Origin of the sequence: Marinimicrobium koreense (assembly GCF_003762925.1) — a bacterium.
GTDB classification, from domain to species: domain Bacteria; phylum Pseudomonadota; class Gammaproteobacteria; order Pseudomonadales; family Cellvibrionaceae; genus Marinimicrobium; species Marinimicrobium koreense.
Map to the genome: position 1 here is coordinate 2,460,854 of NZ_RJUK01000001.1, position 26,515 is coordinate 2,487,368.

At 58.3% G+C, this 26,515-nt stretch carries 22 protein-coding genes; 6 read left to right on the plus strand and 16 right to left on the minus strand.

What is annotated here, in order from left to right; all coding sequences use genetic code 11:
* Window positions 1-46: 46 nt before the first annotated feature.
* From EDC38_RS10740 to EDC38_RS10760, 6 genes are all read right to left on the minus strand, one after another.
* Window positions 47-613 carry a manganese efflux pump MntP gene (locus EDC38_RS10740; RefSeq protein ID WP_024461480.1) on the minus strand — a complete coding sequence of 189 codons (567 nt, stop codon included), beginning with the start codon at window positions 611-613 and terminating at the stop codon, window positions 47-49.
* A 124-nt stretch (window positions 614-737) separates the two neighbouring features.
* A complete protein-coding gene (locus EDC38_RS10745) occupies window positions 738-1,373 on the minus strand; it encodes a tetratricopeptide repeat protein (protein WP_123638509.1) in 636 nt (211 codons plus the stop codon).
* Between the two features lies 1 nt (window position 1,374).
* Window positions 1,375-2,238, minus strand: coding sequence for an SDR family oxidoreductase (locus EDC38_RS10750; RefSeq protein WP_342769069.1), 864 nt, complete (start codon window positions 2,236-2,238; stop codon window positions 1,375-1,377).
* Window positions 2,135-2,827, minus strand: coding sequence for an iron-containing redox enzyme family protein (locus tag EDC38_RS16415; protein WP_211331073.1), 693 nt, complete (start codon window positions 2,825-2,827; stop codon window positions 2,135-2,137). The genes EDC38_RS10750 and EDC38_RS16415 overlap by 104 nt, the downstream gene beginning before the upstream one ends.
* Window positions 2,828-2,832: 5 nt before the next feature.
* The gene (locus tag EDC38_RS10755; RefSeq protein WP_211331074.1) at window positions 2,833-4,350 is read right to left on the minus strand and encodes an AMP-binding protein; all 1,518 of its coding nucleotides are present in this window, start codon (window positions 4,348-4,350) and stop codon (window positions 2,833-2,835) included.
* A gap of 10 nt (window positions 4,351-4,360) precedes the next feature.
* Complete coding sequence (locus tag EDC38_RS10760; RefSeq protein WP_123638511.1) at window positions 4,361-5,014, minus strand: thermostable hemolysin; 654 nt, start codon at window positions 5,012-5,014, stop codon at window positions 4,361-4,363.
* Between the two features lie 162 nt (window positions 5,015-5,176).
* Here EDC38_RS10760 and EDC38_RS10765 point away from each other — a divergent pair, with 162 nt between their 5' ends.
* Complete coding sequence (locus EDC38_RS10765; RefSeq protein WP_123638512.1) at window positions 5,177-5,857, plus strand: response regulator; 681 nt, start codon at window positions 5,177-5,179, stop codon at window positions 5,855-5,857.
* Window positions 5,858-5,895: 38 nt separating this feature from the next.
* A complete protein-coding gene (locus EDC38_RS10770; RefSeq protein ID WP_211331075.1) occupies window positions 5,896-7,332 on the plus strand; it encodes an ATP-binding protein in 1,437 nt (478 codons plus the stop codon).
* Here the strand turns inward: EDC38_RS10770 and EDC38_RS10775 are convergent.
* From EDC38_RS10775 to EDC38_RS10820, 10 genes are all read right to left on the minus strand, one after another.
* The gene (locus EDC38_RS10775) at window positions 7,317-10,421 is read right to left on the minus strand and encodes an efflux RND transporter permease subunit (RefSeq protein WP_123638513.1); all 3,105 of its coding nucleotides are present in this window, start codon (window positions 10,419-10,421) and stop codon (window positions 7,317-7,319) included. The two genes, EDC38_RS10770 and EDC38_RS10775, sit on opposite strands and share 16 nt — an antisense overlap.
* 15 nt (window positions 10,422-10,436) lie before the next feature.
* Window positions 10,437-11,456: an efflux RND transporter periplasmic adaptor subunit gene (locus tag EDC38_RS10780; protein WP_123638514.1), complete on the minus strand. Its 1,020-nt coding sequence runs from the start codon at window positions 11,454-11,456 to the stop codon at window positions 10,437-10,439.
* Window positions 11,453-12,703: a TolC family protein gene (locus EDC38_RS10785; protein ID WP_170162897.1), complete on the minus strand. Its 1,251-nt coding sequence runs from the start codon at window positions 12,701-12,703 to the stop codon at window positions 11,453-11,455. Before EDC38_RS10785 ends, EDC38_RS10780 begins: the two co-directional genes overlap by 4 nt.
* A 212-nt stretch (window positions 12,704-12,915) precedes the next feature.
* Window positions 12,916-13,269: a hypothetical protein gene (locus EDC38_RS10790; RefSeq protein WP_123638516.1), complete on the minus strand. Its 354-nt coding sequence runs from the start codon at window positions 13,267-13,269 to the stop codon at window positions 12,916-12,918.
* A 94-nt stretch (window positions 13,270-13,363) separates the two neighbouring features.
* A complete protein-coding gene (locus EDC38_RS10795) occupies window positions 13,364-14,581 on the minus strand; it encodes an EAL and HDOD domain-containing protein (RefSeq protein WP_123638517.1) in 1,218 nt (405 codons plus the stop codon).
* Window positions 14,582-14,691: 110 nt separating this feature from the next.
* On the minus strand, window positions 14,692-15,912 hold the full coding sequence (locus EDC38_RS10800; RefSeq protein ID WP_123638518.1) for an EAL and HDOD domain-containing protein: 1,221 nt from the start codon (window positions 15,910-15,912) through the stop codon (window positions 14,692-14,694).
* 129 nt (window positions 15,913-16,041) lie between these two features.
* A complete protein-coding gene (locus EDC38_RS10805) occupies window positions 16,042-17,049 on the minus strand; it encodes a zinc-dependent alcohol dehydrogenase family protein (protein ID WP_123638519.1) in 1,008 nt (335 codons plus the stop codon).
* A 188-nt stretch (window positions 17,050-17,237) separates the two neighbouring features.
* Window positions 17,238-18,836 (minus strand): alkyl hydroperoxide reductase subunit F, encoded by a 1,599-nt coding sequence (gene ahpF, locus EDC38_RS10810; protein WP_123638520.1) that lies wholly within the window; start codon window positions 18,834-18,836, stop codon window positions 17,238-17,240.
* Window positions 18,837-18,933: 97 nt separating this feature from the next.
* Window positions 18,934-19,500 carry an alkyl hydroperoxide reductase subunit C gene (gene ahpC / locus EDC38_RS10815; RefSeq protein WP_123638521.1) on the minus strand — a complete coding sequence of 189 codons (567 nt, stop codon included), beginning with the start codon at window positions 19,498-19,500 and terminating at the stop codon, window positions 18,934-18,936.
* Between the two features lie 260 nt (window positions 19,501-19,760).
* Window positions 19,761-20,111, minus strand: a complete 351-nt coding sequence (locus EDC38_RS10820; RefSeq protein ID WP_123638522.1) for a DUF3147 family protein — start codon at window positions 20,109-20,111, stop codon at window positions 19,761-19,763.
* A gap of 155 nt (window positions 20,112-20,266) precedes the next feature.
* On the opposite strand from EDC38_RS10820, the gene EDC38_RS10825 reads away from it, so the two are divergent.
* The 4 genes from EDC38_RS10825 to EDC38_RS10840 all read left to right on the plus strand — a co-directional run bounded on the left by EDC38_RS10825 (window position 20,267) and on the right by EDC38_RS10840 (window position 26,391).
* Window positions 20,267-21,460 (plus strand): acetate/propionate family kinase, encoded by a 1,194-nt coding sequence (locus EDC38_RS10825; RefSeq protein WP_123638523.1) that lies wholly within the window; start codon window positions 20,267-20,269, stop codon window positions 21,458-21,460.
* A 5-nt stretch (window positions 21,461-21,465) separates the two neighbouring features.
* A complete protein-coding gene (gene pta / locus EDC38_RS10830; protein WP_123638524.1) occupies window positions 21,466-23,601 on the plus strand; it encodes a phosphate acetyltransferase in 2,136 nt (711 codons plus the stop codon).
* A 129-nt stretch (window positions 23,602-23,730) separates the two neighbouring features.
* The gene (locus EDC38_RS10835; protein ID WP_123638525.1) at window positions 23,731-25,311 is read left to right on the plus strand and encodes an ABC-F family ATPase; all 1,581 of its coding nucleotides are present in this window, start codon (window positions 23,731-23,733) and stop codon (window positions 25,309-25,311) included.
* Window positions 25,312-25,560: 249 nt separating this feature from the next.
* The gene (locus EDC38_RS10840; protein WP_123638526.1) at window positions 25,561-26,391 is read left to right on the plus strand and encodes a class I SAM-dependent methyltransferase; all 831 of its coding nucleotides are present in this window, start codon (window positions 25,561-25,563) and stop codon (window positions 26,389-26,391) included.
* The last annotated feature ends 124 nt before the right edge of the window (window positions 26,392-26,515 follow it).

Genomic DNA, 26,515 nt, shown 5'->3' on the forward strand with positions numbered 1-26,515 from the left:
ATCACCTCCTGATCAGAAAAAATCGGTTCCGTTAGGTATAGCATAGTCAGACAAAGGAAATATGATCGTTGAGGATAAAAGCACCTACCAAAACCAGAATTACACCGCCCAACACCTCCGTTCTTCGCCCGAAAGCGGAGCCTATACTCCGACCCACCATTACTCCGGTCGTCACCATGAACAGCGTTGCCAAACCGATACAACCCGCCGCGAGCAGAATATTCACCTCAACAAACGCTAGCCCGACCCCGACAGCCAGGGCATCAATGCTTGTTCCAACCGCCGTTAGCGCCAGACGGATGAATGAGTGCCGTTGAATAACCGCCTCTGGTGTCTCCTGATGTTTGCAACCTTCGATCACCATATGCAAGCCGAGTCCAGTCAAGACCGCGAAGGCGATCCAGTGATCCCAGTTTTCCACCAGAGTGGATGCGCTACGCCCCAGAAGCCAGCCTATAATCGGAGTGATGGACTCAATCAGACCAAAAATAACGCCGGTGCGAAGCGCTTCAGAAAAACGCGGGCGGTGTAAACTCGCCCCTTTCCCAACCGCGGCCGCAAAGGCGTCGGTCGACATGGCAAAGGATAGCGAAAGAAGCGCAAGAGGTGACATTACTAAATATCCAGTTCGTAAGCCATTCACAGGTTAAGATCAGGGGGATGGGCAATGTACCATATCGCCCCCGACCGATCATCACTCAGGCCCACGGAAATCCAGCAACCTCACACACACCAGCTTATTCAGAAGTGGGCAGTTCGGACAATTTCTCCTTTATCTCAGCTCGTCTGCCTTCATCCGCCAAGGGTCTATCCGGGCGGCTTTCGGCCTGAAACGCCTTCTGAAAATAACGACGAGCCTCACCATGGCGGCCCTGGTCCATGAGGAAATCCCCATAAAAATAGTTGGGATCAATGCCATCGGGATTGATGGCAAGCGCCTCTTTAAGGTAGGCGTCTGCTTTCTCGTCGTCACCAAAGCCCAGGGGCCATCCGGGCACCTGGTAGTAAAGGCTGCCCAGTGATGTGTAGGCCGACCCTTGTAACGCGGATGCATCGATCGACAACGCACGCTCAAAATCGCTACGGGCCACTTTCACCAGTTTCAGGGCACCCAGACCTCCCTTCGCCCCAGCATAAGTGCTCAACACAATCCCGTGCCAGATCAACGGCTCCGCACGCCCGGGGTATTGCTCTACCAGCGCATCAGCCTGCTCCGCCAAGGCTTCAAAGGCCTTCTCTCGCTCGGCCTCCGGCATTTTATACTGAATCTCAGCCCAGCGATGTTGAATGTCGGTCAGTCCGTCTATGGGTTTTTCCGCCAGTGCCGCTACAGAGGCGACACACAGCGACAGGGTCAACAGGATACGTTTCATGTCAGTACTCCGATTTGAGATACGATTGAATAATGGACAGTTTTCGGCGTAGCGCGGTATCCACCACCGCCGGAATAAGGTTGTTAACAGCCACAAACAGCCGTTCAGGCCACCCCAGATACCGTCGCCCACGCTTTCGCTCAATCGTCCGTACAATCGCGAGAGCAACGGCCTCCGGACTGTCAGAACGGTTCCCCAACGCCCGGTTCATGGCTACAACAGCCGGGGAATTCATACCCGTTCTGGTCGCTCTAGGGGCGATATAACGTACCGCAATTCCACTGTCTGCCCACTCCCGGCGCAACGCTTCGGTCAGGCCCCGCAGGGCAAACTTGGTCGCGCAATAGGCCGAGTAGCCAGGGAAGCCAATACTTCCAAACGTGGAACCAATAAATACCAATTCACCATGGCCGCGCTGACGGAAGTAGCTCGAAAAGCAGCGGGCCACGGCGTAAGCACTACGAAGGTTCACTCGCCACAACCGCTCCAGCTCCTGGAGCGGAGTCTGCTCCACGGCCGCGAAAAGGCCCTGACCGGCGCAGTGAATTACGCCATCGATGTCCGGGTAGCGCTGACAGATGTCCGCCATTTGGGCCTCGACATCCTCCGACGCAAGGTCAATCCGCACGTAAGTAGAGCCTTCTGCACGGCAGGGCGTGGGCGACCGGCTTGCGAGCAGAAGGCGAGCTCCTTTGCGGGCCATTTGCTCTCCCAGCGCCTCTCCGATTCCTCCGGAGGCTCCCAGTATGAGCCAACGCTGATTACACCAGACCACGACGCACCTCCCTGATCCGATCAGCCGGTGACGCCAATGGAACATCTCTGAGCATATCCCCATAGAGCCGATAAACGACATTGGCTGCATCAACGATCGCCCGTTGGTCTTCCCGCTCAGTGATGCCGTTCATCAGGCTTTGAAAAAATTGAAAGTGCTCCTGATCCAGGCTTCCATGAGAGTAGAGGTAGCTGAACGCAGTATCCGGCAAGTTCAAAGTACGCTGCACTTTTTCTCCCATCGGCGTTGCCACGGCCACACTCGTTCCCTCAAGCACCTGTACCATGCCAAATAGCCCCACCGGATTCCCTCGGTTGATCAGGTCGTACAAAAAAGCCACCATCAACCGTATCGGCAAATCGGGCTGACCGTTACGAACGGTATCCGGGTCGACACCACAAGCTTTCAGATCATTGAGAATCCACTCGTGGTGGCCATACTCCTCCTCGATGTACTCCACCAGTGCTTTACGCACCGGCTCCAATCGATCCGGCAAGCGGGCACCGCAGGCCATCATCAAAGGCGCGGTATGTTTTACGTGATGGTAAGCCTGACTCAGAAAATAGGTGTAGCTGTTTATATCGAAACGACCATCCTCAATGGCACTGAAGATCGGCGCCTCGTAAAGCGTTTTGCGGCCAAATTCGGAAGCATTTTGCAGTTCATCAAAAAAAGTCATAGTGATTACTCCTGGGCGAACATTCTCGGTTGAGGCTGTTCAATGGATTGAGTGGAAAGACATTCGGCACTCGCCAGCCAGGACTCCAGGCTTTCCAGCACCAGTGCCCTCCTGATCCGGCCGTTGGGTGTGACTGCGGTGGAATCTATGTTCTGGAACGGGCAAGGCAACAGATACACGTGACTCAAGCGCGCATAGTCAGGCAGATTTGCATTGAGTGCCTCAATCGCCTGACGACAATCCTCCACACCGTTGTCAGTTGATCCCGGGTACAGCAGCGCCAATGGGTGGGGCTCCCCGTCACCGAACACCAGGGCCTGCGCCATACCGGCACTTTGGGTCAGTTCCGCCTCCAGCCATTCCGGGCTGATATTGCGCCCAAAACCGGTGATCAGCAGGTTCTTCTTCCGTCCGGACACCCATAGAAACCCGTCCTGATCCAGAAAACCCAGATCACCACTGGCTACCGCATGCGATTCATCCACGGGCGTTTCTCCCAGGTAACCGAGAAAACTGCTGCCAGAAATCTGCAGTTCACCACCGGGGCCAACATGGACATCTACATGGTCCAGAACGCGGCCCGCCGAACCGATACGATTGTCTGCGGGTGCGTTCAGCGCTACCACGGAACCACACTCCGACAACCCATAGCCCTGAAACATCGGCAATTCCAGCTTCTCCGCTCGGCGCAGTAGCGAGGGCGATACGCGCCCACCACCAACGGCCAGGAAGCGATAACCCCGGTGCTGGAGTGCGCCCGATTCCGCGCCCTCGATCAGCACTCGTGTCAACTCCGGCACCAGAATCAACGACGTTGGCTGCCAACGATTCTGCTCCGAGAGCCAGCGCTGTGAGTCCATGCCACTACTACCGGATAACCCCAGGCTGGCAAGTCCCGGAACTGACACTTCAGCACCTCGAAACAGGCTCAAATACACGCCCGCGACGTTTTCCAGAAGCGTCGCCAAGGGTAAAACCGACAGATGCTGCGGCAGCTCCAGCTGGCTCAATCGGGTGTCCAAAGCCCGCAGGGTGCGTCCCAGTTGTGCAGCGGACAAACAGACCCCTTTAGGCGTGCCGGTGCTGCCAGAAGTGAACGTGATTTTCACCGTGCCCGGGGGTAACACTGACAGTTCCCGCTCAACGGGAAGACGGTGCATCCAAAGGCCACCGCCAACCGTCTCGGCCACCTCGTCAGCCCGCACATCGGCCGTGGACAGCAGAATCCCGTCCAGTCCTGCCGTTTCGACAAGATGCTGACGCTGCGACGGCGAGAAGAACGTCGGAACGGGCACCGAGACAACCCCGGCACGAACGCAGGCCAAATCGGCTACGACCCAGGCAACCGAGTTGTCACCCACCAGGCCAAGTCGCTGAACGCCCGAATCCATAATTGCCTGCGCAACCCCTTGCACACGGTTCCATAACTGTCGGTAAGTCACCGTCTGCTCATCGTCGCGAAGCGCCACTCGGCTCGGGTGCAACAAAGACCACCGGGCCAAGCGCTCAAGTAATTCATTCATAGTGACTACCTCAGACCGTGGTTTTTCCCAGCCAACCGGTGTGCCGCATTGCCTCGACACCACTGGGAACGTGCGCCAGCACCACTTCGGGGCGGTTCTGGTAATACGCCCCCCAGTCTTGCGCCGCCCCCTGCAGCCGCTCGGGCAACGCTGGGCCGAGTACCCTCGGTTTAACACCCATTTTTGCGAAACTCAGCCGGATCGATTGAGTCCCGGTAAAACAGATCCATTCGACACCTTGGGTAACCAACCATCGAGCAATCGCGGGAAAGAACAATCGACTGACGCCCTCAACGGCGCCGGCCAAGTGAGCGATCTCCACGACCCCTTCCCGATGGCCAAGGGCGCCTGGAGGTAAATATTGCTCAATGGGATGGTCCAGATAATCCTCAAGGAACAAAGGCTGATCTGCCGCGTGCCGTGTGCCCACCGCGGCCATAACCAGCCCGGACCGGGCGACAAGAATCAGAGGAGAGGGGACAACAAGCGACGGGCAACGCCCATACGCCGCACGAAAGCGCTGTTCGATGAAGAAGGCAATAGCGTCTGTGGCCCGTGATTCGGGATTTACCGAGCACAGTTTCCAGTCCCCCACGGGCATCAGCTCTGTGACGGACGGATCGAACAGGTCCACTTTTAACGGCAACAAGCAGGAAGATGACATCAAATGAAACTCCAGTGAGGCACTCTGTCCTGCTCATGCTAAGGGTGCTATCTTAATTAACGCTTAAACAATGCCCCCTGAATTCTTAAGCCAGAATTAAGAAAACTCTGCCACACTGGGGGCATCCACCATTTCCAGGCGCAACGCTGCTGCGGGAGGACCATGAGAATATTGCTGATTGAAGACGACTCGATGCTCGCCCAAACCATGATCCGCATGCTTGAACAGGCACAGCACCAGGTTGACTGGATCAATGACGGCAGGAAGGGACTGAATGCCCTGAAAGATCAAACCTTTGATATCGCCATTGCCGATTTGACGCTTCCTCGGCTGGATGGTCTTGAGATTGTTCGGCAAGCCAGAAAGGCACAATGCCGAACCCCCATTATTATTCTCACCGCTCGCGAAGAGCTGGATGACCGGGTGCAAGGGCTCGACTTCGGAGCGGACGACTATTTGACCAAGCCATTTAAAATGGCCGAGCTTGAAGCCCGCATGAGAGCCGTTATCAGGCGAACCGACGGCTATACCGACAACAACGTCCTGACATCGGGCACCATTCGCCTGAATTTGGATCATGCGGAGCTTCAGGTAGGGGAGAAGCGCTTCCAGCTACCCAAGGCCGAGTTTCAGATCCTGCAGGTACTGATGCGTAACACGGACAGAGTGGCCACAAGGCGACGGCTGGAGGAAGTACTCTATGGGTGGGACAGAGGCGCAGAGAGCAATACGCTAGAGGTACATATTCACCACCTTCGCCAGCGCCTGGGTAAATCCGTGATACGCACGGTACGCGGCGTTGGGTACACCCTGGATAGCGAAGCCGCAAAGGACGCTGGATGATGTCACTGACTCGTACGCTCATCCTTCTGAATACAGCAATGACCTTGATTATTGTTACCCTGGCCTCGACCTGGAGCTATTGGCAAAGCAGCCACGAGCTGGAGGAACTGTTTGATGCGGAGTTGGCTCAGAATACCCGAATTGTTGAGGGCCTCGTTCGTCACTTGGCAGAGAATCGCAGCCGGCAGGAGTTACAACATACGCTGAGTGAGACTCTGGACCCCCTGGCGCTAACCGCGGACACCTCAGAGCCGGAAGAGCGTTGGTTCGAAAGTCGTGAGGACGAGATCCTATCCGGCGGCCTCGGACACCGATACGAAAAGAAAATTTCTTTTCAGGTCTGGACTGAAACCGGCCAACCGATTCTACCGAACAAGTTCGGGGACGTGGATACCCTTGCTCCCGACAAGACAGGGTTTGGGTGGCTCAGCCAGTCCGATTACCGGTGGCGCACATTTACATTACACGATGAGAAAAACGGATTCTGGATTCGCTCCGTACAGCGCGAAGATATTCGGGAGGAACTGAGCGGCCACCTTGCTCTGGGCAATGTTCTTCCTATTGCTTTTGCGCTGCCTCTTTTTATCGTCGCGACACTGTGGGCGGTCCGTACCAGCTTCCGCCCGCTCCGCCATCTGCAATCCATCGCCGCCCGCCTGGGACCGGGCACCGACAGGTTTTTACCATCGAATACCGTCCCTCAGGAAGTGGAGGGGTTGGTCACAGCGCTGAACCAACTGTTGACCCGCCTTAACCGGACGATCGAGCGCGAACGTCGCTTTTCCTCCGATGCAGCTCACGAACTGAGAACACCGCTGGCGGCATTGCGCCTGCAACTGGAGAGCATCAGCCAAGACTCCCCGACCGTGGTCAATGAGCTGTTGCAGTCACTAGACCGAATGGCCCACCTGGTGGATCAGATGCTGGTCCTGAGTAAAGCCGACTCTGATTTCAACGAACACCCGGAACGCCTATCCCTGTCAGAGTGGGTTGCCCAGAGCGTGGCGGATGTCTACCCGCTGGCCCAGGAAAAGCAGATTGAGCTGCAGTTGCTCGAAACAGATGGCGAAGCCTGGATTATGGGCAACCCCACGCTGATCAACACCATGATTCGCTCATTACTGGCCAATGCCATACAGTACGGGCCTGAGAACAGTGAAGTAACACTCACATTAAGCCCGACTCGCGGTGGGTACCAGCTTAAAATCTGCGACCACGGCCCGGGCATACCGGAAGAGGAAAGAAACAAGGCGCTCAGCCGTTTCGTCCGCCTCGACCAGCGCCAAGGCTCCGGAGCCGGCCTCGGCCTGGCAATCGCCCAGAGAATCACCGAGCGCCACGGCGGCATATTGACACTGGAGGATCGTCCCGACGGGCAGCCAGGTTTATGTGCGGCGGTATGGCTGCCACTCCCAGCAAACTCCAGTGTAATACGCGGCAAAGCCTACGCTGGTTCGAATCACGGCGTTGATTGATCGCCACTGGAACGATCGGCGAACCAGGGGTACAGCGCAGGCAGAATCACCAGCGTGAGAATGGTGGCGGTCACCAGGCCACCGATCACCACAGCGGCCAATGGACGCTGCACTTCACTACCGGTTCCAGTGGCGAACAACAATGGTGCCAAGCCCAAGCCGGTAGTGACGGCCGTCATGATAACCGGACGCAAGCGCGCCATCGCACCCTGAACGCAGGCTTTCGCCATGGGCACACCATCGCGCACCAACTCATTCAGGTAGCTGACCAGCACCAAGCCGTTTTCAAGCGCGATACCGAACAGGGCAATGAAGCCCACGGACGCCGGCACCGATAGGCTCAGCCCCGCCAGCCACAGCGATACAATACCGCCAACCAAGGCCAGAGGAATATTGAGCATGATCAACAGCGCATTGCGCAGCGAACCGAAGTTGGCGTACAGCATGAAAAATACCAGCGCCAGGGTGATCGGCACCACCACCATCAAACGCTTGTTGGCCTGCTGCTGAAGTTCGAACTGGCCGCCCCACTTCAGGAAATAGCCCGGCGGAAGCGCCACCTGCTCGGCAATCATTCGATCCGCCTCGGCCACATAGGAGCCAATATCCCGGTCCCGGACGTTGGCCTGAATGGTGATAAAGCGCTGGTTGTTTTCCCGGGTAACCTGTCGTGGACCAACCACCTCTTCCACTCTGGCGAGCTCGCTGAGAGGAATCTGCTGGCCCTGTTCGTTGCGAACTTTCAGATCCCGAATCACTTCCGTTCGGTCTCTTGAGGACTCTTTCAGGCGCACATAGATATCAAACCGACGGATACCCTCGAACACCTGACCGGCGCTGTCCCCGCCAATGGCGATACTGATGGTTTCCTGTACATCCGATACATTCAGGTTATAGCGGGCAATGGCTTCCCGGTCCAGTTCGATGCGAACCTGGGGTGTGCCTCCCACCTGGTCCTTCTGCACGTCTTCCCCACCAGAGACCTGACGCATCACCTCGGCAATTTCCGTGGCTTTCTGATCCAGAACACTCAGATCATCCCCAAAGAGCTTGGCGGCCAGCTCGGCTTTTGTCCCTGTAAGCAACTCATCCACCGCTGCGGCAATGGGCTGGGTAAAGTTGAACTTGGTGCCGGGGAAGTCTTCAAACTCGGCGCTCATTGCGGAGTATAGGCCATCGAGTGTTTCCGCCGTCTGCCACTGCTCCTTGGGTTTGAGTCCGACAAAGATCTCCGCGCTGTTTACCGGGTCGGCATGCGCACCGACTTCACCGCGGCCGATCCGGGTCACGACCTGAGTCACTTCCGGGAAACGCTCCAGCAACTGACGTTCAAACAGCGTCATGGACTGTTTGGCCTTATCCAGCGAGATGGAGGGCGCCATAGTGGCCCGAATCAGCAGATCCCCCTCGTTGAATCGAGGCACAAACTCGGAGCCAAGACGAGGCCCAACAGCTACACCGACGGCAAGTACCAGTCCCGCGATGGTCACCCCAATCCAGCGGCGTCGGATAACGCCCTGCAATAGCGGTCGGTAACCACGGGCAACCAAGCCAATCAAACCACCGGGCTCGTCCGACGCCTGTTCTGACTTCGGACGACGCATGATCAAAGAGGCCACCACCGGAGCCACCACCAGAGCGAAGATCAGCGAGCCCACCATGGCCAGAGAGACCGTGTACGCCAAAGGCCGGAACGTGGCCCCTTCCACCCCCTGCAAACTGAACAGGGGCAGGAACACCACAATAATGATGCTGATGGCAAAGAGTATGGGCCGAGCTACCGCCTGACTGGCCCGGGCCACAATGTGCAGGCGCGACTCACCCGCAGAGGACTCGCGCAACAGTCGGTCGATGTTCTCGACCACCACTACGGCGCCGTCCACCATCATGCCGATGGCAATGGCCAGACCGCCCAGAGACATGAGGTTTGCGGAGATACCAAACCACTTCATGGCAATCAACGCCAGGCATACCGAGAACGGAATGGACAGCGCCACCACCAGACTGGGGCGCCAGCCCCCCATAAAGGCGAGCAACACGATCGCGACCAAAGCAATACCCTGAAGCAACGCATTGGTCACCGTGGAAACGGCGGCCTGAACCAGTTGCGCCTGGTCGTAATAGGGGCTGACTTCGATCCCTTCCGGCAAGTTGGCATTGATCGTCGCCAACTCTTCTTTCACCGCACCGATCACATTGGAGGTATTGGCACCAATCAGCTTTAACACCATCCCCACCACGGCTTCGCCTTCACCATCCTTGGTGGTCAAGCCGCGACGGATTTCACCACCAATGGCCAGTTCGCCCAGTTGATGCAGATAGACGGGTATACCATCAACACTTTTGACCACGATGTTGCGAAGGTCATCGAGATCTTTTGCCAGACCGACAGAGCGAACAATGAATTGCTCGTCATTCTGGATAATAAACTGGGCACCGGCATTGGCATTGTTTGCTTCGATCCGGCGTTTGATCTGCGGCAAGGAAATGTCGTACTGCAACAGCGCCTGCGGATCGATACGCACCTGAAACTGCTTGACGTTACCGCCAATTGACAGCACTTCAGTCACGCCCTTGACCGTCTGCAGATTGAACTTGACGATCCAGTCCTGAATTTCCCGCATTTCGGTGCGGCTGTACTCACCACTGGTATCTTCCAGCACATAGAACAGAATCTGTCCCAGACCGGTTGTAATCGGCCCCATGACCGGTTCACCAAACCCGTTCGGAATGGCCTCTCTGGCCTGTTGCAGCCGTTCGCTGACCAGTTGTCGGGCGAAATAGATGTCCGTGCCGTCCTCGAAATAGATGTTCACCACCGAGAGGCCAAAATTGGACACCGACCGAACGTGGTCCAGTTTCGGCAAGCCGTTCATGGCGCTTTCCAGGGGGTAGGTCACATACTTTTCCACCTCTTCCGGCGCGAGCCCTTCGGTCTCTACAAACACCTGTACCAACGAAGGTGAAATGTCCGGGTAGGCATCCACCGGCAGACTCCGATAAGCGGCATAGCCACCAATCACCGTGGCCAGGGCCATCACCACCACCAGCAGCCGGTTTTGCAACGCCGCTCGAATAATCGCTTGCATAAAAACCTCCGAACGCTAGTGGTTGTGGCCCGATTCGAATTCACTCTTGAGCAAATCCGCTTTCAGCGTGAAGCCGCCTTTTGCGACGTATTGTTCACCGGAAGCGAGGCCGGACCGGATGACCACCTGGTCCCGATCTTTTGCACCCAGAGTGACGGGCCGGAGGTGCCAACGCTCACCCTCCCGTACAAAAACCACCTCGCGGCCCTGATACTCGATGACCGCCGTATGAGGCACCACCACCTCGGCCTGTGTCTCGGCCAGCGTCACCTCAGCCTCAATAAACATGCCGGGGCGCCATTGGCCCGACGTGTTATCAAGATATACCCGGGCCAGGCCGGTGCGTAGCTGTTCGCTGACCATGGGATCGAGATAGTCGATTCGGGCGTTGACCGGTTCGGGACCGAACGCCGTGCTGATGCGCACCGGCTGGCCTGTCTCCACACGCCCAACCTGCCGTGGGTAGAGCGCAATATCGACCCAGAGCGTGGAAAGGTCCGCCACAACGAACGCGGCGTCGGTGGGTTGAATCTGTTCACCCAGTGTTGCGGAGCGATCAATGACCGTGCCGCGAATCAGGGACTTGAGCGGAAAGCGCTGCAGGGTCTGGGAGCTCTCGCCAACCGCGAGCGTATCGCCGGCATCAACAGAATCGCCAATCCGGGCACTGACATCGACAATCTGGGCCGGGTAACGGGGGCTGACCTGGGCCACAGCCTCTTTGTTCAGGCGGACTTCCCCAGGCAGAGACACGGTCTGGCGCACTTTTCCGGGGCCGGCGACGAGAATTTCTCCGCCCAGCGCCCGAAGCATTTCGGGATCAATCGTGGCTCCCTGCTCTTCATGGCCATCGTGACCCTCATGGCCTTCGTGCTCACCATGCCTATCGTGGGCTCCGTCGTCCTCGCCATGGGCCTGGTGCTCAGATTCATGCTCGCTGTGCTCGGCTTGCTGAGCCTGCACGCTGATGCTGACCCCGGACAAGGGCAGCGCCATACTCATCATAAAAATCCAGAAGGATGTTAACGGCTTCATGATTCACCTGCCTGTTCGTTAAGGTAACGGGTTTGGGGTTTGTAGGGTTCAGCGGCCCCGTCTATTGCATCGGGGGTCAGTTGCCATTGCCCGGTCAAACCCGTTCCGGTCAGTTGTTCGAGAGTCACCAGCGTCTGGTGGAAGTTGATAGCCGCCTTGAGCGCATCGCGCTCTACCGCCAGGCGCTCTTGCCGGGCATCCACCAACTCCAGGTAGGTATAGAGCCCTTCCTGATAGCCACGGCGAATGCTCTCAAGGGCGGCGCGCGCGGAAGGCAATGCCTCCCCTCGCAGGCGAAGCGCCGTGTTACGGAACACTTCCAGCTCCTGGTACAATCGCTGGATTCGTGCCATCAACTGCACCCGAGTGGCTTTCTCTTCCAGTGCCAGTTGCTCGTACTCGGCCCGACGGGCCCGGACTTCGCCCTGGTTTCGATCGCTGACGCCGAGCGGCATGGACAGGCTCAGGGTAAAGGCGTGGTCGTCGGTTTCCCGCACCTGCTTGACGCCGACCCCGACTCGAAGGTCCTGCCGGCCACGGGCCCGGGCCAACTGCAATTCCGCCTCGCGCAGTCGCCGTTCGGTGATATAGCGGGACAGCTGTGGAGAATCTTCCAGGTGACGGCGTACTCGGCTGAATTCCGGCAATGCCACCAGGTCGTAAAGCGCGGCGCTGACCCGTTCGAAATCCGGTTCGGTCTCGCCCCACTGCGCGGCAAGCTCGACTCGGGCCGACGCCAACTGCTGCTGAGCCGACTCGAGGGCCAGCTCAGCGCGCGTGACCGCAATGGCCGAACGCTGGAGAGACGCATCGCTGGTGGTTCCTGCCTCGACACGCCGCTCAATCGTTGCCTGGCTTTCCCGCGCCAACGCCAAAGAGAGCTCGGCCAGTTGGATGTCTTCCTGGGCTTCCGCGACACTCAGATAGCGACGTACGGTCTCCGCCAAAACCTGCCAGCGAACCTGACGGTACTCACTATCAACCAGGTCAGTGCGATAGCGTGCAACGTCTTCCCGCTGACCGCGTTTTCCCCCCAGTTCGATCAGTTGACTCAGCACCAGCGAGGTTTCGGCCGAACCGGTACCGCTAAAACGGCCACTGCCGCCAATATTTTCCACCTCCACGGCCAGCTCCGGGTTGGGCCTCAAGCCCGCCTGAAGTTCACGGGCTTCCGCCGCTCGGCGACGATAGGGAAACTGCGCCAACTCGGGGTGGCGCTCCAGGGTATAAGCCAAGGCTTCATTCAAGGACAGAGGCTTTGGCGCCGCACTAGCGGGCACAGCGGCCGAGGCCCACAGGAGCGCAAGAAGCCCAAATAGCCCCCTCCGCCTTGACGGAAGGGTGAATAGAGAGAGAAACATGTGTTACCTGCCTGACGGTTCAGAAATAGACACGGGCCGACTCATGCCGGGCCAATCGCCGGGCCGACAAGTCGACGCTTGATCACTAAGGTGTCAAATCAGGCTATGGGAGGTGGCACATCAGGTGCCATAAAGAACTGCGGAGGTAGGGGCAAGTGCTCCGCCTGCCAGCGGTGGCCGATCGGTCGGAGGGAGCCAAAATCACCATTGGCGACAAAGAACAGGTGAGCGTGGGCGTGACAGCTGTGGGCGTGAACGCAGCTTCCACCCGGGGGATGAGAATGCTCGGAGTGAGAGTGTTCTGAGTGATCGGCATCGACGGCGCTATCCGCATCCGCGATCTGCTCCAATGCCGTTGCATCTCCCATCACCAACTCATGCCAGTCCGCAGCGAACACCAGGTTCGCGACAGCAACCAACATCAGAAACAGGATCAGGGAGCTTCTCTTCATGGCATGGAGTCTACCTGTTAACGGCCAAGGACGACAAGCTCCCCACACGATCAACAGCCCATTGCACTCTACTCAATGACGCGCAGAGTGCCGATCAAACATGATTGAACAGCGCCTGCACGTTCTGTGCGCTCTGTTCGTACAGCCGAACCAGGGTTCGGTTGACGGTAGACAGGTCTTGTTTCATCGCCAGGCGGCGCTCCAGCCGCTCTATGACATCGACCACCTTTCCAAGACCGCCTTCTCGGGTCAACGCGGCGGCTTTCACATCACTGGAAATATCCAGCGCATCCAGAAACGTCGGCAGATCAACGCCCAGCATCACATCCGCCCCGGACAACAACCCGGCCAGGAACGCCCGCCCGGAATCCAGCGGCTTGCCTCGGTAGTATTCGGCCAGAGCGGCGCAGGCCTGGGCACGCACCAGAATCAACCGCACCTTTTCCGGCGAGCCACCCTGCAGGGAAGAAATCAGCAATACCCAACGACGGATCGCCAGGATGCCCATGCGCATGACCACCTCTTTGAGCGAGCTGACTTCCTGGCGGGTTTTGTAAAGGGGGCTGTTGACGATCCGGATCAGACTCACCGACAGCATCGGATCTTCGGACAATACCTGGGTGATACGATCAATATCGGGTTCAAGTGCGTACAGAAGTCCGATCAGGCGGGCGACATTCAATGCGGCGGGGCTGAGTTTCTTTCCGTGAATGATTTTCGGGCGGGCAAAGAAGTAGCCCTGAAACAGATCGAAACCAGCGGCATAGAAACGTTGATGATCTTCGGGTGTTTCAATTCGCTCGGCCAGCCAGCGCACCGGGTAGTGGGATAACTGTTTGCGGTAGGTGAGGGCCTGATGAAAGGGGGTTCTCTCAACATCCACCTTGATGATGGATGTCATGCGCAACAACGGCTCCCATTCGGGTTTGAACTCAAAGTCATCCAGCGCAAAACTGAAGCCACGCTGATGCCAACGCCGCACCGCTTCGATCACCTCCGCGTCCGGGTCAATCCGCTCCACCAGCTCCACCACGACCCGACCCGGGTCAATGGGCAGAAAAGCACCTGAGCACAAAAAGCTGCGAGAAACATTGATAAAGGCCGGTGCGCGATACCGTTGTATCTGATCGCTCACGCCGGTGCAGAAATTGAAGAGCACTTCGTTGGTCGCCTGGCGTTCTCCCACATCGAACGCGGTGAGCCCCTCGTCATTCCGGTACAGCAACTCGATACCGGCCACCCGGCTCTCCCGATCATAAATGGGCTGGGCTGCCAGCAGTACACTGTTCTCCGGATCACCTTCACTGGTCATAATCGAACGAGTTGCTCTTCAGTTAACGCTAAAGTCACTGAAGTATACGCACGGGTCCGCCCCCTGTCTCCCCAGTGTCGGCAACTTTGACATCGGGACGATTGGTGACACTAAACGACTTCGTTAAACAGCGCTTGTACATTCCTGGCGCTTTCATCATAAATCTGGAGCAGTGTGCGGTTGATACTCATCGGGTTAGACTTGAGAGCCAGGCGCCTTTCGACCTCCTCCACTTTGCTGACCACTGCGCCCAAGGCTCCACGTCGATGTAGCGCGGCGTCCTTGATATCTGTGCTCAGATCCATTTCCCCAAGAAAGCTCTCGAGGTCGACTTCCAGCATCACATCGGCACCAGAAAGCAGACCTGCCAGAAAGGCCCGATTGATATCAATGGACTCAGCTTTATAGTGAGGCGCCAGCGCGGAACAGGCTTGTGCCCGGATCAGTATCGTCCGGGCGGTCTCCGGCGAGCTCGCCTGAAGCGACGAGATCAGAATCGCCCAGCGCCGAATTGCCACGATTCCCAGACGAACCACCACCTCTTTCATCGTGCTGATGTGTTGCTGGCTCTTGTAAAGCGGGCTGTTGACGATACGAATCAGGCTGACCGACAGCACGGGGTCATTCACCAGAACATTGGTGACTTCATCGAGGTCCGGTTCCTCGGAAAACAGCAACCCGATCAGTCGAGCGAGGTTCAATGCGGCTGGGCTGAGCTTTTTCCCATAGATCACGCCAGGCTTGGCCAAGAAATACCCCTGGAAAAGGTCGAACCCGGCCTTGAGATACTGTTGATGCTGCTCCCCTGTCTCAACCCTCTCAGCCAGCCAGCGCAGTGGATAGCGGGCGAGCGCCTGTCTGTGCCTTATCGCATCCTCCAGAGAAGTAGCGTCGATGTCCACCTTGATGATATCGGTGTAACGCAACAGCGGTGCCCAGGAAGGCTTGAACTCGAAGTCGTCGAGAGCAAATCGAAAACCCTTGCTATACCAGCTGGCCACCGCCTCCACCAAGGCTGCATCTGGCTCGAGCCGCTCAACAAGCTCTATGATGACGCGGCTTGGGTCTATCGGAAGTGAGGCCCCGGAGCAGAGAAACTCTCGGGTAACATTGATGAAGGCCGGCTGATGGTAGTGGTCCACCTGCTGCGAAACGCCCGTGCAATAGTTGAACAGCAGTTCACTTGTCGCCTGGTCTTCGCCGATATCGAAGACGCTTTGCCCGGCATCATTCCGGTATAAAAGCTCAAAGCCAGCGATTTCATTCGCGCGATTGTAAATCGGCTGGGAGGCAAGCAGGGCGTTGCCGCTCCCCGTCGCATTATCGGTCATCGGCGCCTCTGGCCACTGGAAAGGGTTGACGCTTTTTTAAACATAGCAGCATTCTACCCCCAGACCAGCCCACTGACCAGCCTGGCCAACACTAAGCGTTTACTAAGGCCCCTGGCGTTTCCAGATCCCCTAAATCGACAGGCAGATTTTGCCGAAATGCTGGCCCGACTTTTCGTACCGAAAGGCGTCAGCGACATCCTCCAGGGCGAACGATCGGTCAATCACCGGCTTTAGGTTCAGCACCTCCAGTGCGCGCACCATCGCTTGCTGATCCGCACGACTGCCGACAATCAGCCCCTGAATTCGAGCCTGCTTTGCCATTAGCCGAGCGGTCGGAATATCGCCCGCCACGCCGGTCAACACCCCGATCAATGCGATGTGTCCGCCAATCGCCACCGCGTTAATCGATTGCGGCAGGGTTCCCGGCCCCCCCACCTCAATGATGTGGTCGGCGCCGTGACCGTCGGTGAGCTTGCGCACCGTTTTGCCCCACTCGGGATCGCTCTGGTAGTTGATCACATGATCGGCACCGAGGGCTTTGAGCTTTTCCAGCTTGGCATCGGAGGACGACGTGGCAATCACCTGCGCCCCCATTGCCTTGGCCATCTGCACCGCAAAGATCGATACCCCACCGGTGCCCAGGGTGAGCACCGTCGAGCCCGCTTTCAGGCCACCATCGACGACTAGAGCCCGCCAGGCCGTATGGCCAGCGGTGGTGAGGGTCGCCGCTTCTTCGTGGCTGTAGCCTTTCGGGGCCAGCGTGAAATAGTGTACCGGGCGCACGACCGACTCCCGGGCATAGCCGTCAATACCGTCACCCGGGGTAGTGGAGAAATCACCGATACGGGGTGGGCCCGACAACCATTGGGGGAAGAAGGTGGACACCACATGGTCGCCCGGCTGGAACTCGGTGACCTCCGGCCCCACGGCCTCCACCACCCCCGCGCCGTCGGACATGGGGATACGGTTGTCCTCGGTGGGGATGATGCCGGTGACCACGCTCAGGTCATGAAAATTGAGGGAGCTGGCGTGCAGACGCACGCGGATTTCCCCCGGACCGGGTTCACCCGGCTTCGGGCGGTTTTGAAGCTCCAGAGATTCGAGGGTGGCGGGGTTGCGTACCGCAATGGTTTTCATGGGGCACTCCTTCGAGGTGAAATGAATGATCCCAGTGTAGCTTATGGGGAGGTGGGTGTGGTTGGGGGATGGTGCAGGCGTTGGGTGACGGCGGATGCGGCCTTTGGCCTTATCCGCCCTACGCCTGGCTCCGAGGTACCCGTAGGGCGGATAAGCCGAAGGCGCATCCGCCGTTACCGCATGTAAACCTACGCCGTCACCACTTCGGCCTTCGCCGTTGCCGCCGCATCATCTTCATCTTCCACCGAGCTGCGGATCAGATGATCAAAGGCACTCAACGCCGCCGTCGCACCGGCACCCATGGAAATCACGATCTGCTTGTAGGGCACGGTGGTGGCATCCCCCGCGGCAAACACGCCGGGCATGGAAGTCGCACCGCGGGCGTCGATCTCGATTTCACCAAAGCGGTTCAACGCCAGGTCGCTGCCCTTGAGCCATTCAGTATTGGGCACCAGGCCAATCTGGACAAACACCCCGGCCAACTCAATGGTCTGGCTCGCGCCGGTCAGGCGATCGGTGTAGGTGATGCCGTTGACCTTGTTGCCATCGCCATTGATCTCGGTGGTCTGGGCGCTGGTGATGATGGTCACATTCGGCATGGATCGCGCCTTGCGCTGCAACACGTCATCCGCCTTGAGCGTGTCGGCATATTCGAACACAGTCACATGCTCGACAATGCCTGCGAGATCAATCGCCGCCTCGACACCGGAGTTACCGCCGCCAATCACCCCGACATGCTTGCCTTTAAAGAAGGGGCCATCACAGTGCGGGCAGTAAGCGACGCCCTTGTTGCGGTACTTGGCTTCGCCGGGCACGCCCAGCTCGCGCCAACGGGCACCGGTGGCCAACACCACGGATTTGCTCGACAGAGTCGCGCCGCTTTCCAGTTCCAGGTCAATCATCTTGTGCCGGGCGATGCTCGCCGCACGCTGTTCGGTGATGATGTCCACGCCGTATTCCTTGACGTGCTGCTCCAATCCGGCGGACAGTTTTGGGCCCTCGGTATAAGGCACCGAGATAAAGTTTTCAATGCCCATGGTATCCATCACCTGGCCACCAAAACGCTCGGCCAACAGGGCGGTGCGCACGCCCTTGCGCGCGGCGTATACGGCCGCGGCGGCACCGGCGGGGCCACCACCGACAATCAATACATCATAGGGATCTCGCTCACTCAGCGCGGCGGCCTTCCGGTCGGCCGCACCGGTGTCCAGCTTATTGACGATCTCTTCCAGGGTCATGCGGCCCTGACCAAAGTGTTCGCCGTTCAGATAAACGGCGGGCACCGCCATCACTTGGCGCTCTTCCACTTCCTGTTGAAACAGACCACCGTCGATCATCTCGTGGGTGATATTCGGATTCAGGGTCGCCATCAGGTTCAGGGCCTGAACCACATCCGGGCAGTTCTGGCAGGACAGGGAAATGTAGGTTTCAAAATGGAATTCGCCTTCCAACTGACGCACCTGCTCCAACACCTCCGGGTCGGCCTTGGACGGATGACCGCCCGCCTGAAGCAGCGCCAGTACCAGCGAAGTGAATTCGTGCCCCATGGGAATACCCGCGAAGCTGACGCGGGGTTCTTCACCGGCGGGGGCAATCGCCATGGCCGGACGGCGCTTGCCGTTACCGGGTTTCTGTTCAATTTTGGCGGACAGCTCGGCGATTTCACTCGCCAGACTCTCCAGCTCGGAAGACTTGGGGGTTTCATTACCGGACACACGAATCTCGATCGGATTGACGATCTTCTGCAAGTAGGTGTCCAGTTGCTGTTTCAGCGTTGCATCCAACATCGGTGTGTCCTTAAAAAATTCGGTCTAACGGATTCGTTAAAAAAGGGCCCATCCGAAGATGGGCCTAAGGCGTGATTAAGCAATGAACGGGTCGGGATTAAATCTTGCCGACCAGGTCCAGTGACGGAGCCAGTGTCTCCTCACCTTCTTTCCACTTGGCGGGGCAGACTTCGCCCGGGTGAGCGGCGATGTACTGGGCGGCTTTGATCTTGCGCAGCAGCTCGGACGCATCGCGGCCGATACCACCCGCCGTGATCTCCACGATCTGGATCTTGCCCTGAGGGTCGACCACAAAGGTACCGCGATCGGCGATGCCTTCCTCTTCAATCAGCACGTTGAAGTTGCGGCTGATCTGACCGGTCGGGTCGGCGATCATCGGAAACTGGAGCTTGCCGATGGTTTCGGAGGAGTCGTGCCACGCCTTGTGGGTGAAGTGGGTATCGGTGGACACCGAGTAGATCTCGACACCCAGCTTCTGGAATTCAGCGTAGTTGTCCGCCAGGTCGCCCAGCTCGGTGGGGCATACAAAAGTGAAGTCGGCGGGGTAAAAGAAGAATACGGCCCACTTACCCTTCGCATCTTCGTCAGTGACTTTTACGAACTCACCGTTGTGGTAAGCATGGGCACTGAAGGGTTTCAGGTCGGATTCAATATAGCGAGACATGCAAAGTTCCTCGTTGAGTGGATTTAAGGGAAAACCTAATACGAGGCTTATGCTATTAAAAAATATCTTTTAATAGAAATTCTATATATAAATGGGCATGATAGCTATTGGCAATATTGATTTGATAGCCAAAATATATCGAATCTGCTTTATGAGTTTTCGGTGGATGACAGCCCCTTCGGGGCCTTATCCACCCTACGATGCGTCGATGTCGTGTCGGGTGGATCGGTCCGACGCATGCCCGTGCCACAACGTCAAAGTCACCAGAGCTCGACTCCAAAACGGCGAACCAACAAGGCAAAGCCAATAAAACTGACCAGCGTAATCACCACACTGACTCCCAGGGTCGGCCAGAACCCCAGCTTTGGCAGCATGAATGGGAACGCGAGAAACATCGGCAGCGTTGGCACCACGTACCAGAAGGTGTACCAGGCATGGTTGGCGATTTTCTCCTGGGGCTGGTTTTCGATGTAGAGCCAGATCAGGGCCAGCACCGTCACCATGGGCAGGGCGGCGAGCAGGCCGCCCAGGCGATCACTGCGCTTGGCGGCTTCGGTGACCAGCACCACCACGGCGGCGGTGAGCAGGTATTTGGTAACAATCCACATCATGGTCTTGCCCTTTTTGAGGTTGTCATGAAGTGTCGGGCGGCAGCGCCTTGCCCCTCGAACCTGAGTATAGACCTCGCCCTACCCCTATTGGCCGACTCCCCTTCCCCGTTCTCACCCGCTACACTGTGGCAATAGCCACAGTCACGGAGTCGTTCATGGTTCGCAGTCCCGTTCTGGTGATCAATTCAGGCAGTTCATCGCTAAAATTCTCGGTGTTTGATATGCACACGGGCCGCGAAGTCCTCGCCGGTCTGGCCGAGCGGTTGGGATCACCGGAGGCGCTGATGAGCTGGCAAGGCGAGGGCGCCAAACAGCACCGGGCGATTCCGGACCAGGGCCATGACGGTGCCTTGCGCGAGGTGCATTCGCTGCTGGATGACGTCGGCACCCTGGTCGCCATCGGTCACCGGGTGGTTCACGGCGGCGAAGCGTTTTCTGGCTCGGTGGTCATTGATGAGGCGGTCATTGAGGGGATCGAGGGTTGCGCCAGCCTTGCGCCACTGCACAACCCGGCCAACCTGCTGGGTATCCGGGCCATGCAGCGACTCTACCCGTCGGTTCCCCAGGTGGCGGTGTTCGATACCGCCTTTCACCAGAGCCTTGCGCCCGAAGCCTATCTCTACGCCATCCCCATTCGCCTGTACCGGGAGCAGCGCGTGCGCCGCTACGGCTTTCACGGCACCAGCCATCAATACGTAGCGGGCGAAGCGGTTCACCGCCTGGAACTCGACCCGCAGGATCACGGCCTGATTACCGCCCACCTGGGCAATGGCTGCAGCGCCGCCGCCATCCACAATGGTCGGTCGGTAGACACCACCATGGGCATGACCCCGCTCGAAGGGCTGGTGATGGGCACCCGTAGCGGGGATGTGGACCCGGGCCTGCATGAATTTCTGGCCGAAAAGCTGGGGCTGACACTGGCGGAGATCACCGCCATGCTCAACCGGGAAAGCGGGCTGCTGGGCCTGTCGGCCCTGTCCAACGATATGCGCACTCTCACTGAAGCGGCCCAGTCCGGCAACGGCGATGCCCAGCGGGCCATTGAGGTGTTCTGTTTCCGGTTGGCGCGGCAGATCGGTGCGCTCGCCGCGAGCCTGCCAAGATTGGATGCGCTGGTCTTTACCGGGGGTATTGGCGAGAACGCCGCCCCGGTGCGCGAGCAGGTACTGAAACGCCTGCCCCTGTTCGGCTTTGAATGTGATACCGCCCTTAACAACCAGCACGGCGACGACCGGGGGCGGATCAATGCCCCGGGCACCACCACCGCGGTGGTCATTCCCACCCGCGAAGAGTGGATGATCGCCAACGATGCTTTTCAACTCACTCATCCGTCATCAGGCGTGGAGTAACCGCTGTGCAACACACCTTTTTCATTACCGCCACTGGCGTCGGTACCGGCCTGACCTCCGTGTCCCTGGGCCTGGTTCGGGCGCTGGATCAGCTCGGCGTCAAAGTCGCCTTCTGCAAACCCATTGCCCAGCGCTCCGGTAACGATCGCGGGCCCGAGCGCTCCACCCATATGGCCCAGGCCACACTGGGCCTCAAGCCAGCCGAGCCGCTGCGCCTGAGCGATGCCCAACAAAAGCTCGCCCAGGGCGATGCCGATGCGTTTATGGAAGACGTCATTCAGGTATATCAGCAATCCGCGGGCGACGCCGAAGTGGTGATTGTGGAAGGCCTGGTGCCGCTGGCGGACAACAACTACATCGATCGACTGAACCAGGACATGGCCAAGGCGCTGGATGCCGATATCATTCTGGTGGCCGCCAAAAACGCCGACAGCACCGCACAACTGAACGAGCGCATCAAAATGGCGGCCAGCCTGTTCGGCGGCTTCAACAATCCCCGGTTACTCGGCTGCGTCCTGAACAAGGTGGGTGCGCCGGACCTGGAGTACCAACAGGTGGTGGCCACCGAGGAACCTACCAGCGAAGAGCCGGAGAACATCGGACTGGAGCGCATCATCGCCTCGCTTCCGGTGTTCTCCCAGCAGCACTTCCGTTGCCTGGGTGCGATTCGCTGGCAACCCCACCTGGTGGCGCCCCGCACCCGGGATGTGTGTGATTACCTCAATGCCGAGATCATCAACGAAGGGCAACTGCTCGAACGTCGGGTACAGAACATCACCGTCTGCGCGCGCACCATGAAAAACATGCTGCAGACCCTCAAGGCCGGCACCCTGGTGGTGATTCCGGGGGACCGGGAAGACATTCTGGTGGCCAGCTGCATGGCCGCCCTGAACGGGGTGCCACTGGCGGGCATTCTGCTTACCGGCAGCCTGCATCCCGACCCGAACGTCATGGCGCTGTGTCAGGCCGCCCTGAAAACCGGCCTGCCAGTACTGCTGGTGGGCGGCAACACCTTCAAGGTGGCGCAACAACTGAACAGCATGAACACCGAAGTACCGCCGGACGATATCGAACGCATAAACAATGTGATGGACAGCACCGCCGCCGACCTGGATGCCCGCTGGCTGATTGAGCGGACCCATGTCCGGCTGGAAAAGCGACTGTCCCCTCCGGCCTTCCGCTATCAACTGGTGCAGCGTGCCCGCGCCAACCCCAAGCGCATTGTGCTCCCGGAGGGCGACGAGCCGCGCACGGTTCAGGCCGCCGCCCTCTGTCATCAGAAAGGCATCGCCCGCTGCGTACTGCTCGGCAAAACGGATGAAGTACACCGCGTGGCGGCCAGCTACAACGTGGTGCTGCCCGAGGATATCGAGATCATCGACCCCGAAACCGTGTACCGCCATTACGTGGCACCCATGGTGACCCTGCGCAAACACAAGGGGCTGACCGAGCCCATGGCCGAGGCCATGCTGGAAGATACCGTGGTGCTGGCCACCATGATGCTCGCCCAGGGCGATGTCGACGGCCTGGTCTCCGGTGCGGTGCACACCACGGCGAACACCATCCGCCCCGCGTTGCAGTTGATCAAAACCAAACCCGACGCGGCGCTGGTGTCCTCCATCTTTTTCATGCTGTTGCCGGATCAGCCGGTCATTTACGGCGACTGCGCCGTCAACCCGGACCCCAACGCCGAAGAGCTGGCCGATATCGCCATCCAGTCCGGTGATTCAGCCATCGCCTTCGGTATTGAGCCGCGCATCGCCATGATCAGTTATTCCACCGGCAAATCCGGCTCCGGCAGCGACGTGGAAAAAGTGCGCGAGGCCACCCGCCTCGCTCAGGAAAAGCGCCCGGACTTGGTGATCGACGGCCCTCTGCAGTACGACGCCGCCAGCGTCCCCTCGGTGGCCAAAAGCAAAGCCCCGGACAGCCCGGTGGCGGGCAAGGCCAATGTGTTCATTTTTCCCGACCTCAACACCGGCAACACCACCTACAAGGCGGTACAACGCAGCGCCAACCTGGTAAGTATCGGCCCCATGCTCCAGGGCCTGCGCAAACCGGTGAACGACCTGTCCCGGGGGGCCTCGGTGGACGACATTGTGTACACCATCGCCCTGACCGCCATTCAGGCCAGCGCCTGATTCCGCCAGCCTGGCGCCCCGCCCCGGCAAATCCGCTTGGGCTGGGCGCCCGTATCCGGTAGACTGCGCCCCTTTTGCGCCCTTCCCTACCGCGCTTGCGGCGCCCACACCTCCCAGTTGGACCCCTTTGTGATCTCTACCGCCAATATTACGATGCAGTTCGGGGCCAAGCCCCTGTTCGAGAACGTCTCGGTCAAATTCAACAACGGCAACCGCTACGGCCTGATCGGCGCCAACGGCTGCGGCAAATCCACCTTCATGAAAATTCTGGGCCGCGACCTGGAACCCTCCGGCGGCCAGGTGATGCTGGAGCCAAACGTGCGCATGGGCATGCTGCGCCAGGACCAGTTCGCCTTTGAGGAATACACGGTGCTGGATACCGTGATCATGGGCCACACCGAACTGTGGAAGGTGAAAGCCGAGCGCGACCGTATCTACAGCCTGCCGGAAATGAGCGAAGACGACGGCATGAAGGTGGCGGAACTGGAAGTACAGTTTGCCGAGCTGGACGGCTACACCGCCGAAGCCCGCGCCGGCGAACTGCTGCTGGGCCTGGAAATTCCGGAAGAACAACACACCGGCCCCATGAGCGCCATCGCCCCCGGCTGGAAGCTGCGGGTGCTGCTCGCCCAGGCACTGTTCTCCGACCCGGACGTGTTGCTGCTGGATGAGCCCACCAACAACCTGGACATCAACACCATCCGCTGGCTGGAAGGCATTCTGACCCAGCGCAACAGCACCATTATCATCATTTCCCACGACCGGCATTTCCTGAACAGTGTCTGCACCCATATGGCCGACCTGGATTTCGGCGAGCTGCGCATTTACCCGGGCAACTACGACGACTACATGATCGCCTCCACCGCCGCCCGCGAACGGCTGCACAACGAAAACGCCAAGAAGAAAACCCAGATCGCCGATCTGCAGTCCTTCGTAAGCCGCTTTTCCGCCAACGCCTCCAAAGCCAAGCAGGCCACCTCCCGGGCCAAGCAACTGGAAAAGATCAAACTGGAAGACATTCCACCCTCGAGCCGGGTCAGCCCCTTTATCCGCTTCTCTCAGGACAAGAAGCTGCACCGTCTGGCAGTGGTCATGGAGAAAGCCAACAAGGCTTTTGACAAGACACTGTTCGAAGATCTGAGCCTGAGCATTGAAGCGGGAGAAAAAGTCGCGATCATCGGCCCCAACGGCGCGGGTAAAACCACCTTGCTGCGCTGCCTGTACGGAGACGTATCCGCCGACTCGGGCACCATCAAGTGGGCCGAGCAGGCCGACGTCGGCTATGTGGCACAGGACCACTCCGATGATTTTGCCTACGAGGCAACACTGTTTGAATGGATGCAGCAGTGGACCACCGGTGATGAACAGGTGGTACGCGGCGCCCTGGGGCGCATGCTGTTTTCCAACGACGACGTGAAAAAATCGGTAAAGGTGATTTCCGGTGGTGAACAGGGCCGGATGCTGTTCGGCAAACTGACCCTGCTCAACCCCAACGTCATGCTGATGGACGAACCCACCAACCACTTAGACATGGAATCCATCGAGGCACTGAACCTGGCGCTGGAGAACTACCCCGGAACGCTGATTTTTGTCAGCCATGATCGGGAATTTGTGTCTTCACTGGCTACCCGGATTATCGATATGAAGCCGGATGGACTGGTGGACTTCCACGGCTCCTATGAAGAGTATCTGCGCAGCCAAGGATTGTAGGGCACCCACGCGGTGCCACCACATCCATCAAAAAGAGCACTCCAGAATATTATCCTCGCGCCTTATAGCGATACAGTATAAACAAGACGTAACTCGCCGTCTGAAGCATGATATAACGTTGCCCAAGACAGCAGTCTTCCGGCTGAATACAGACACACCTTACCTGAGGGCATCAGGCAATAAAAAACGGGTGAAAGTGCATTTTCATTCACTCTCAATAATGAATATACACCACAAAAGGATCTGGCCATGCTGATCAAGCTACCCTGCATCAAACTACTTTGCGCAAGCCTGTTTCTTCTGGCAAGCCACACCAGCTTTGCCGACACTGACAATATCACCCAAGCTTTGCGACATGAGGTTCGCACGGAAGAGAACAAAGCACGAGATTCAGCGCGCAAGCCCGAACAGGTACTGAGTTTCTTTGAAGTTACGCCGCAAAGTACTGTCGTTGAAGTGTGGCCGGGCTCTGGCTGGTATACCGAGATCCTGGCGCCATTATTGGCGAAAGAAGGAAAACTCTACGCTTCCCACTTCTCTGACAAGTTCAGTCTTCTGGACGCCGAATATATGCAGAAAGCCCGGAGTGAATACCAGGACAAACTTGAGTCGCACCCGGTTTACGACAATGTGATACTCACCGAGTTTGCCCCACTGGCCGATATCGCTATTGCGCCGCCAGCGAGCGCTGATGTGGTGCTCTCCGTTCGCAACCAGCTTTATGTATTTGAAGGCGAGAAATCAATGAATCACGCCTTGGCCAACTTTTATCAGGCGCTCAAACCCGGCGGAGTATTGGGAGTTGTGGCGCCACGCCTACCGGATGACTTGCAGGATGCGGATTGGGGGAAATCAGGTTATGTCCCCGAGCAACTATGGTTAACGTTGGCTGAAGAAGCCGGATTCAGCTTTGAAGGCAAAAACGACCTGCTGCTAAACCCGAAGGATACTGCCGATCATCCGCAAGGAATCTGGTCCTTACCTCCCTCCTTGATGGGAGATGCAAAAGACAAAGAAAAGTACCTGTCCATCGGCGAAGCCAGCCGGATGGTGCTGAAGTTCAGAAAGCCAAGCAATTAGAAGGTCGGAGTTTGTAATCCCGTAGGGCACCCATAGGATGCCGCTACTCGGATTTTTGCCTACGCCCCAAACCGGGAAAACGGGCTGCGCACCGCATTGCCTTCTGAACCGCTGCCTCATCAAT

Excerpts from the sequence above, each read along its gene's own strand:
- EDC38_RS10755 (WP_211331074.1), bottom strand. The coding sequence starts at position 4,350 with ATGAATGAATTACTTGAGCGCTTGGCCCGGTGGTCTTTGTTGCACCCG.
- EDC38_RS10740 (WP_024461480.1), bottom strand. The coding sequence starts at position 613 with ATGTCACCTCTTGCGCTTCTTTCGCTATCCTTTGCCATGTCGACCGAC.
- EDC38_RS10750 (WP_342769069.1), bottom strand. The coding sequence starts at position 2,238 with ATGCAGCCAATGTCGTTTATCGGCTCTATGGGGATATGCTCAGAGATG.
- EDC38_RS10790 (WP_123638516.1), bottom strand. The coding sequence starts at position 13,269 with ATGAAGAGAAGCTCCCTGATCCTGTTTCTGATGTTGGTTGCTGTCGCG.
- EDC38_RS10800 (WP_123638518.1), bottom strand. The coding sequence starts at position 15,912 with ATGACCGATAATGCGACGGGGAGCGGCAACGCCCTGCTTGCCTCCCAG.
- EDC38_RS10795 (WP_123638517.1), bottom strand. The coding sequence starts at position 14,581 with ATGACCAGTGAAGGTGATCCGGAGAACAGTGTACTGCTGGCAGCCCAG.
- EDC38_RS10765 (WP_123638512.1), top strand. The coding sequence starts at position 5,177 with ATGAGAATATTGCTGATTGAAGACGACTCGATGCTCGCCCAAACCATG.
- EDC38_RS10745 (WP_123638509.1), bottom strand. The coding sequence starts at position 1,373 with ATGAAACGTATCCTGTTGACCCTGTCGCTGTGTGTCGCCTCTGTAGCG.
- ahpF (WP_123638520.1), bottom strand. The coding sequence starts at position 18,836 with ATGTTGGATGCAACGCTGAAACAGCAACTGGACACCTACTTGCAGAAG.
- EDC38_RS10840 (WP_123638526.1), top strand. The coding sequence starts at position 25,561 with ATGCTGATCAAGCTACCCTGCATCAAACTACTTTGCGCAAGCCTGTTT.
- EDC38_RS10825 (WP_123638523.1), top strand. The coding sequence starts at position 20,267 with ATGGTTCGCAGTCCCGTTCTGGTGATCAATTCAGGCAGTTCATCGCTA.
- EDC38_RS10760 (WP_123638511.1), bottom strand. The coding sequence starts at position 5,014 with ATGTCATCTTCCTGCTTGTTGCCGTTAAAAGTGGACCTGTTCGATCCG.
- ahpC (WP_123638521.1), bottom strand. The coding sequence starts at position 19,500 with ATGTCTCGCTATATTGAATCCGACCTGAAACCCTTCAGTGCCCATGCT.
- EDC38_RS10805 (WP_123638519.1), bottom strand. The coding sequence starts at position 17,049 with ATGAAAACCATTGCGGTACGCAACCCCGCCACCCTCGAATCTCTGGAG.
- EDC38_RS10775 (WP_123638513.1), bottom strand. The coding sequence starts at position 10,421 with ATGCAAGCGATTATTCGAGCGGCGTTGCAAAACCGGCTGCTGGTGGTG.
- EDC38_RS10780 (WP_123638514.1), bottom strand. The coding sequence starts at position 11,456 with ATGAAGCCGTTAACATCCTTCTGGATTTTTATGATGAGTATGGCGCTG.
- EDC38_RS10770 (WP_211331075.1), top strand. The coding sequence starts at position 5,896 with ATGACCTTGATTATTGTTACCCTGGCCTCGACCTGGAGCTATTGGCAA.
- EDC38_RS10820 (WP_123638522.1), bottom strand. The coding sequence starts at position 20,111 with ATGATGTGGATTGTTACCAAATACCTGCTCACCGCCGCCGTGGTGGTG.
- EDC38_RS16415 (WP_211331073.1), bottom strand. The coding sequence starts at position 2,827 with ATGACTTTTTTTGATGAACTGCAAAATGCTTCCGAATTTGGCCGCAAA.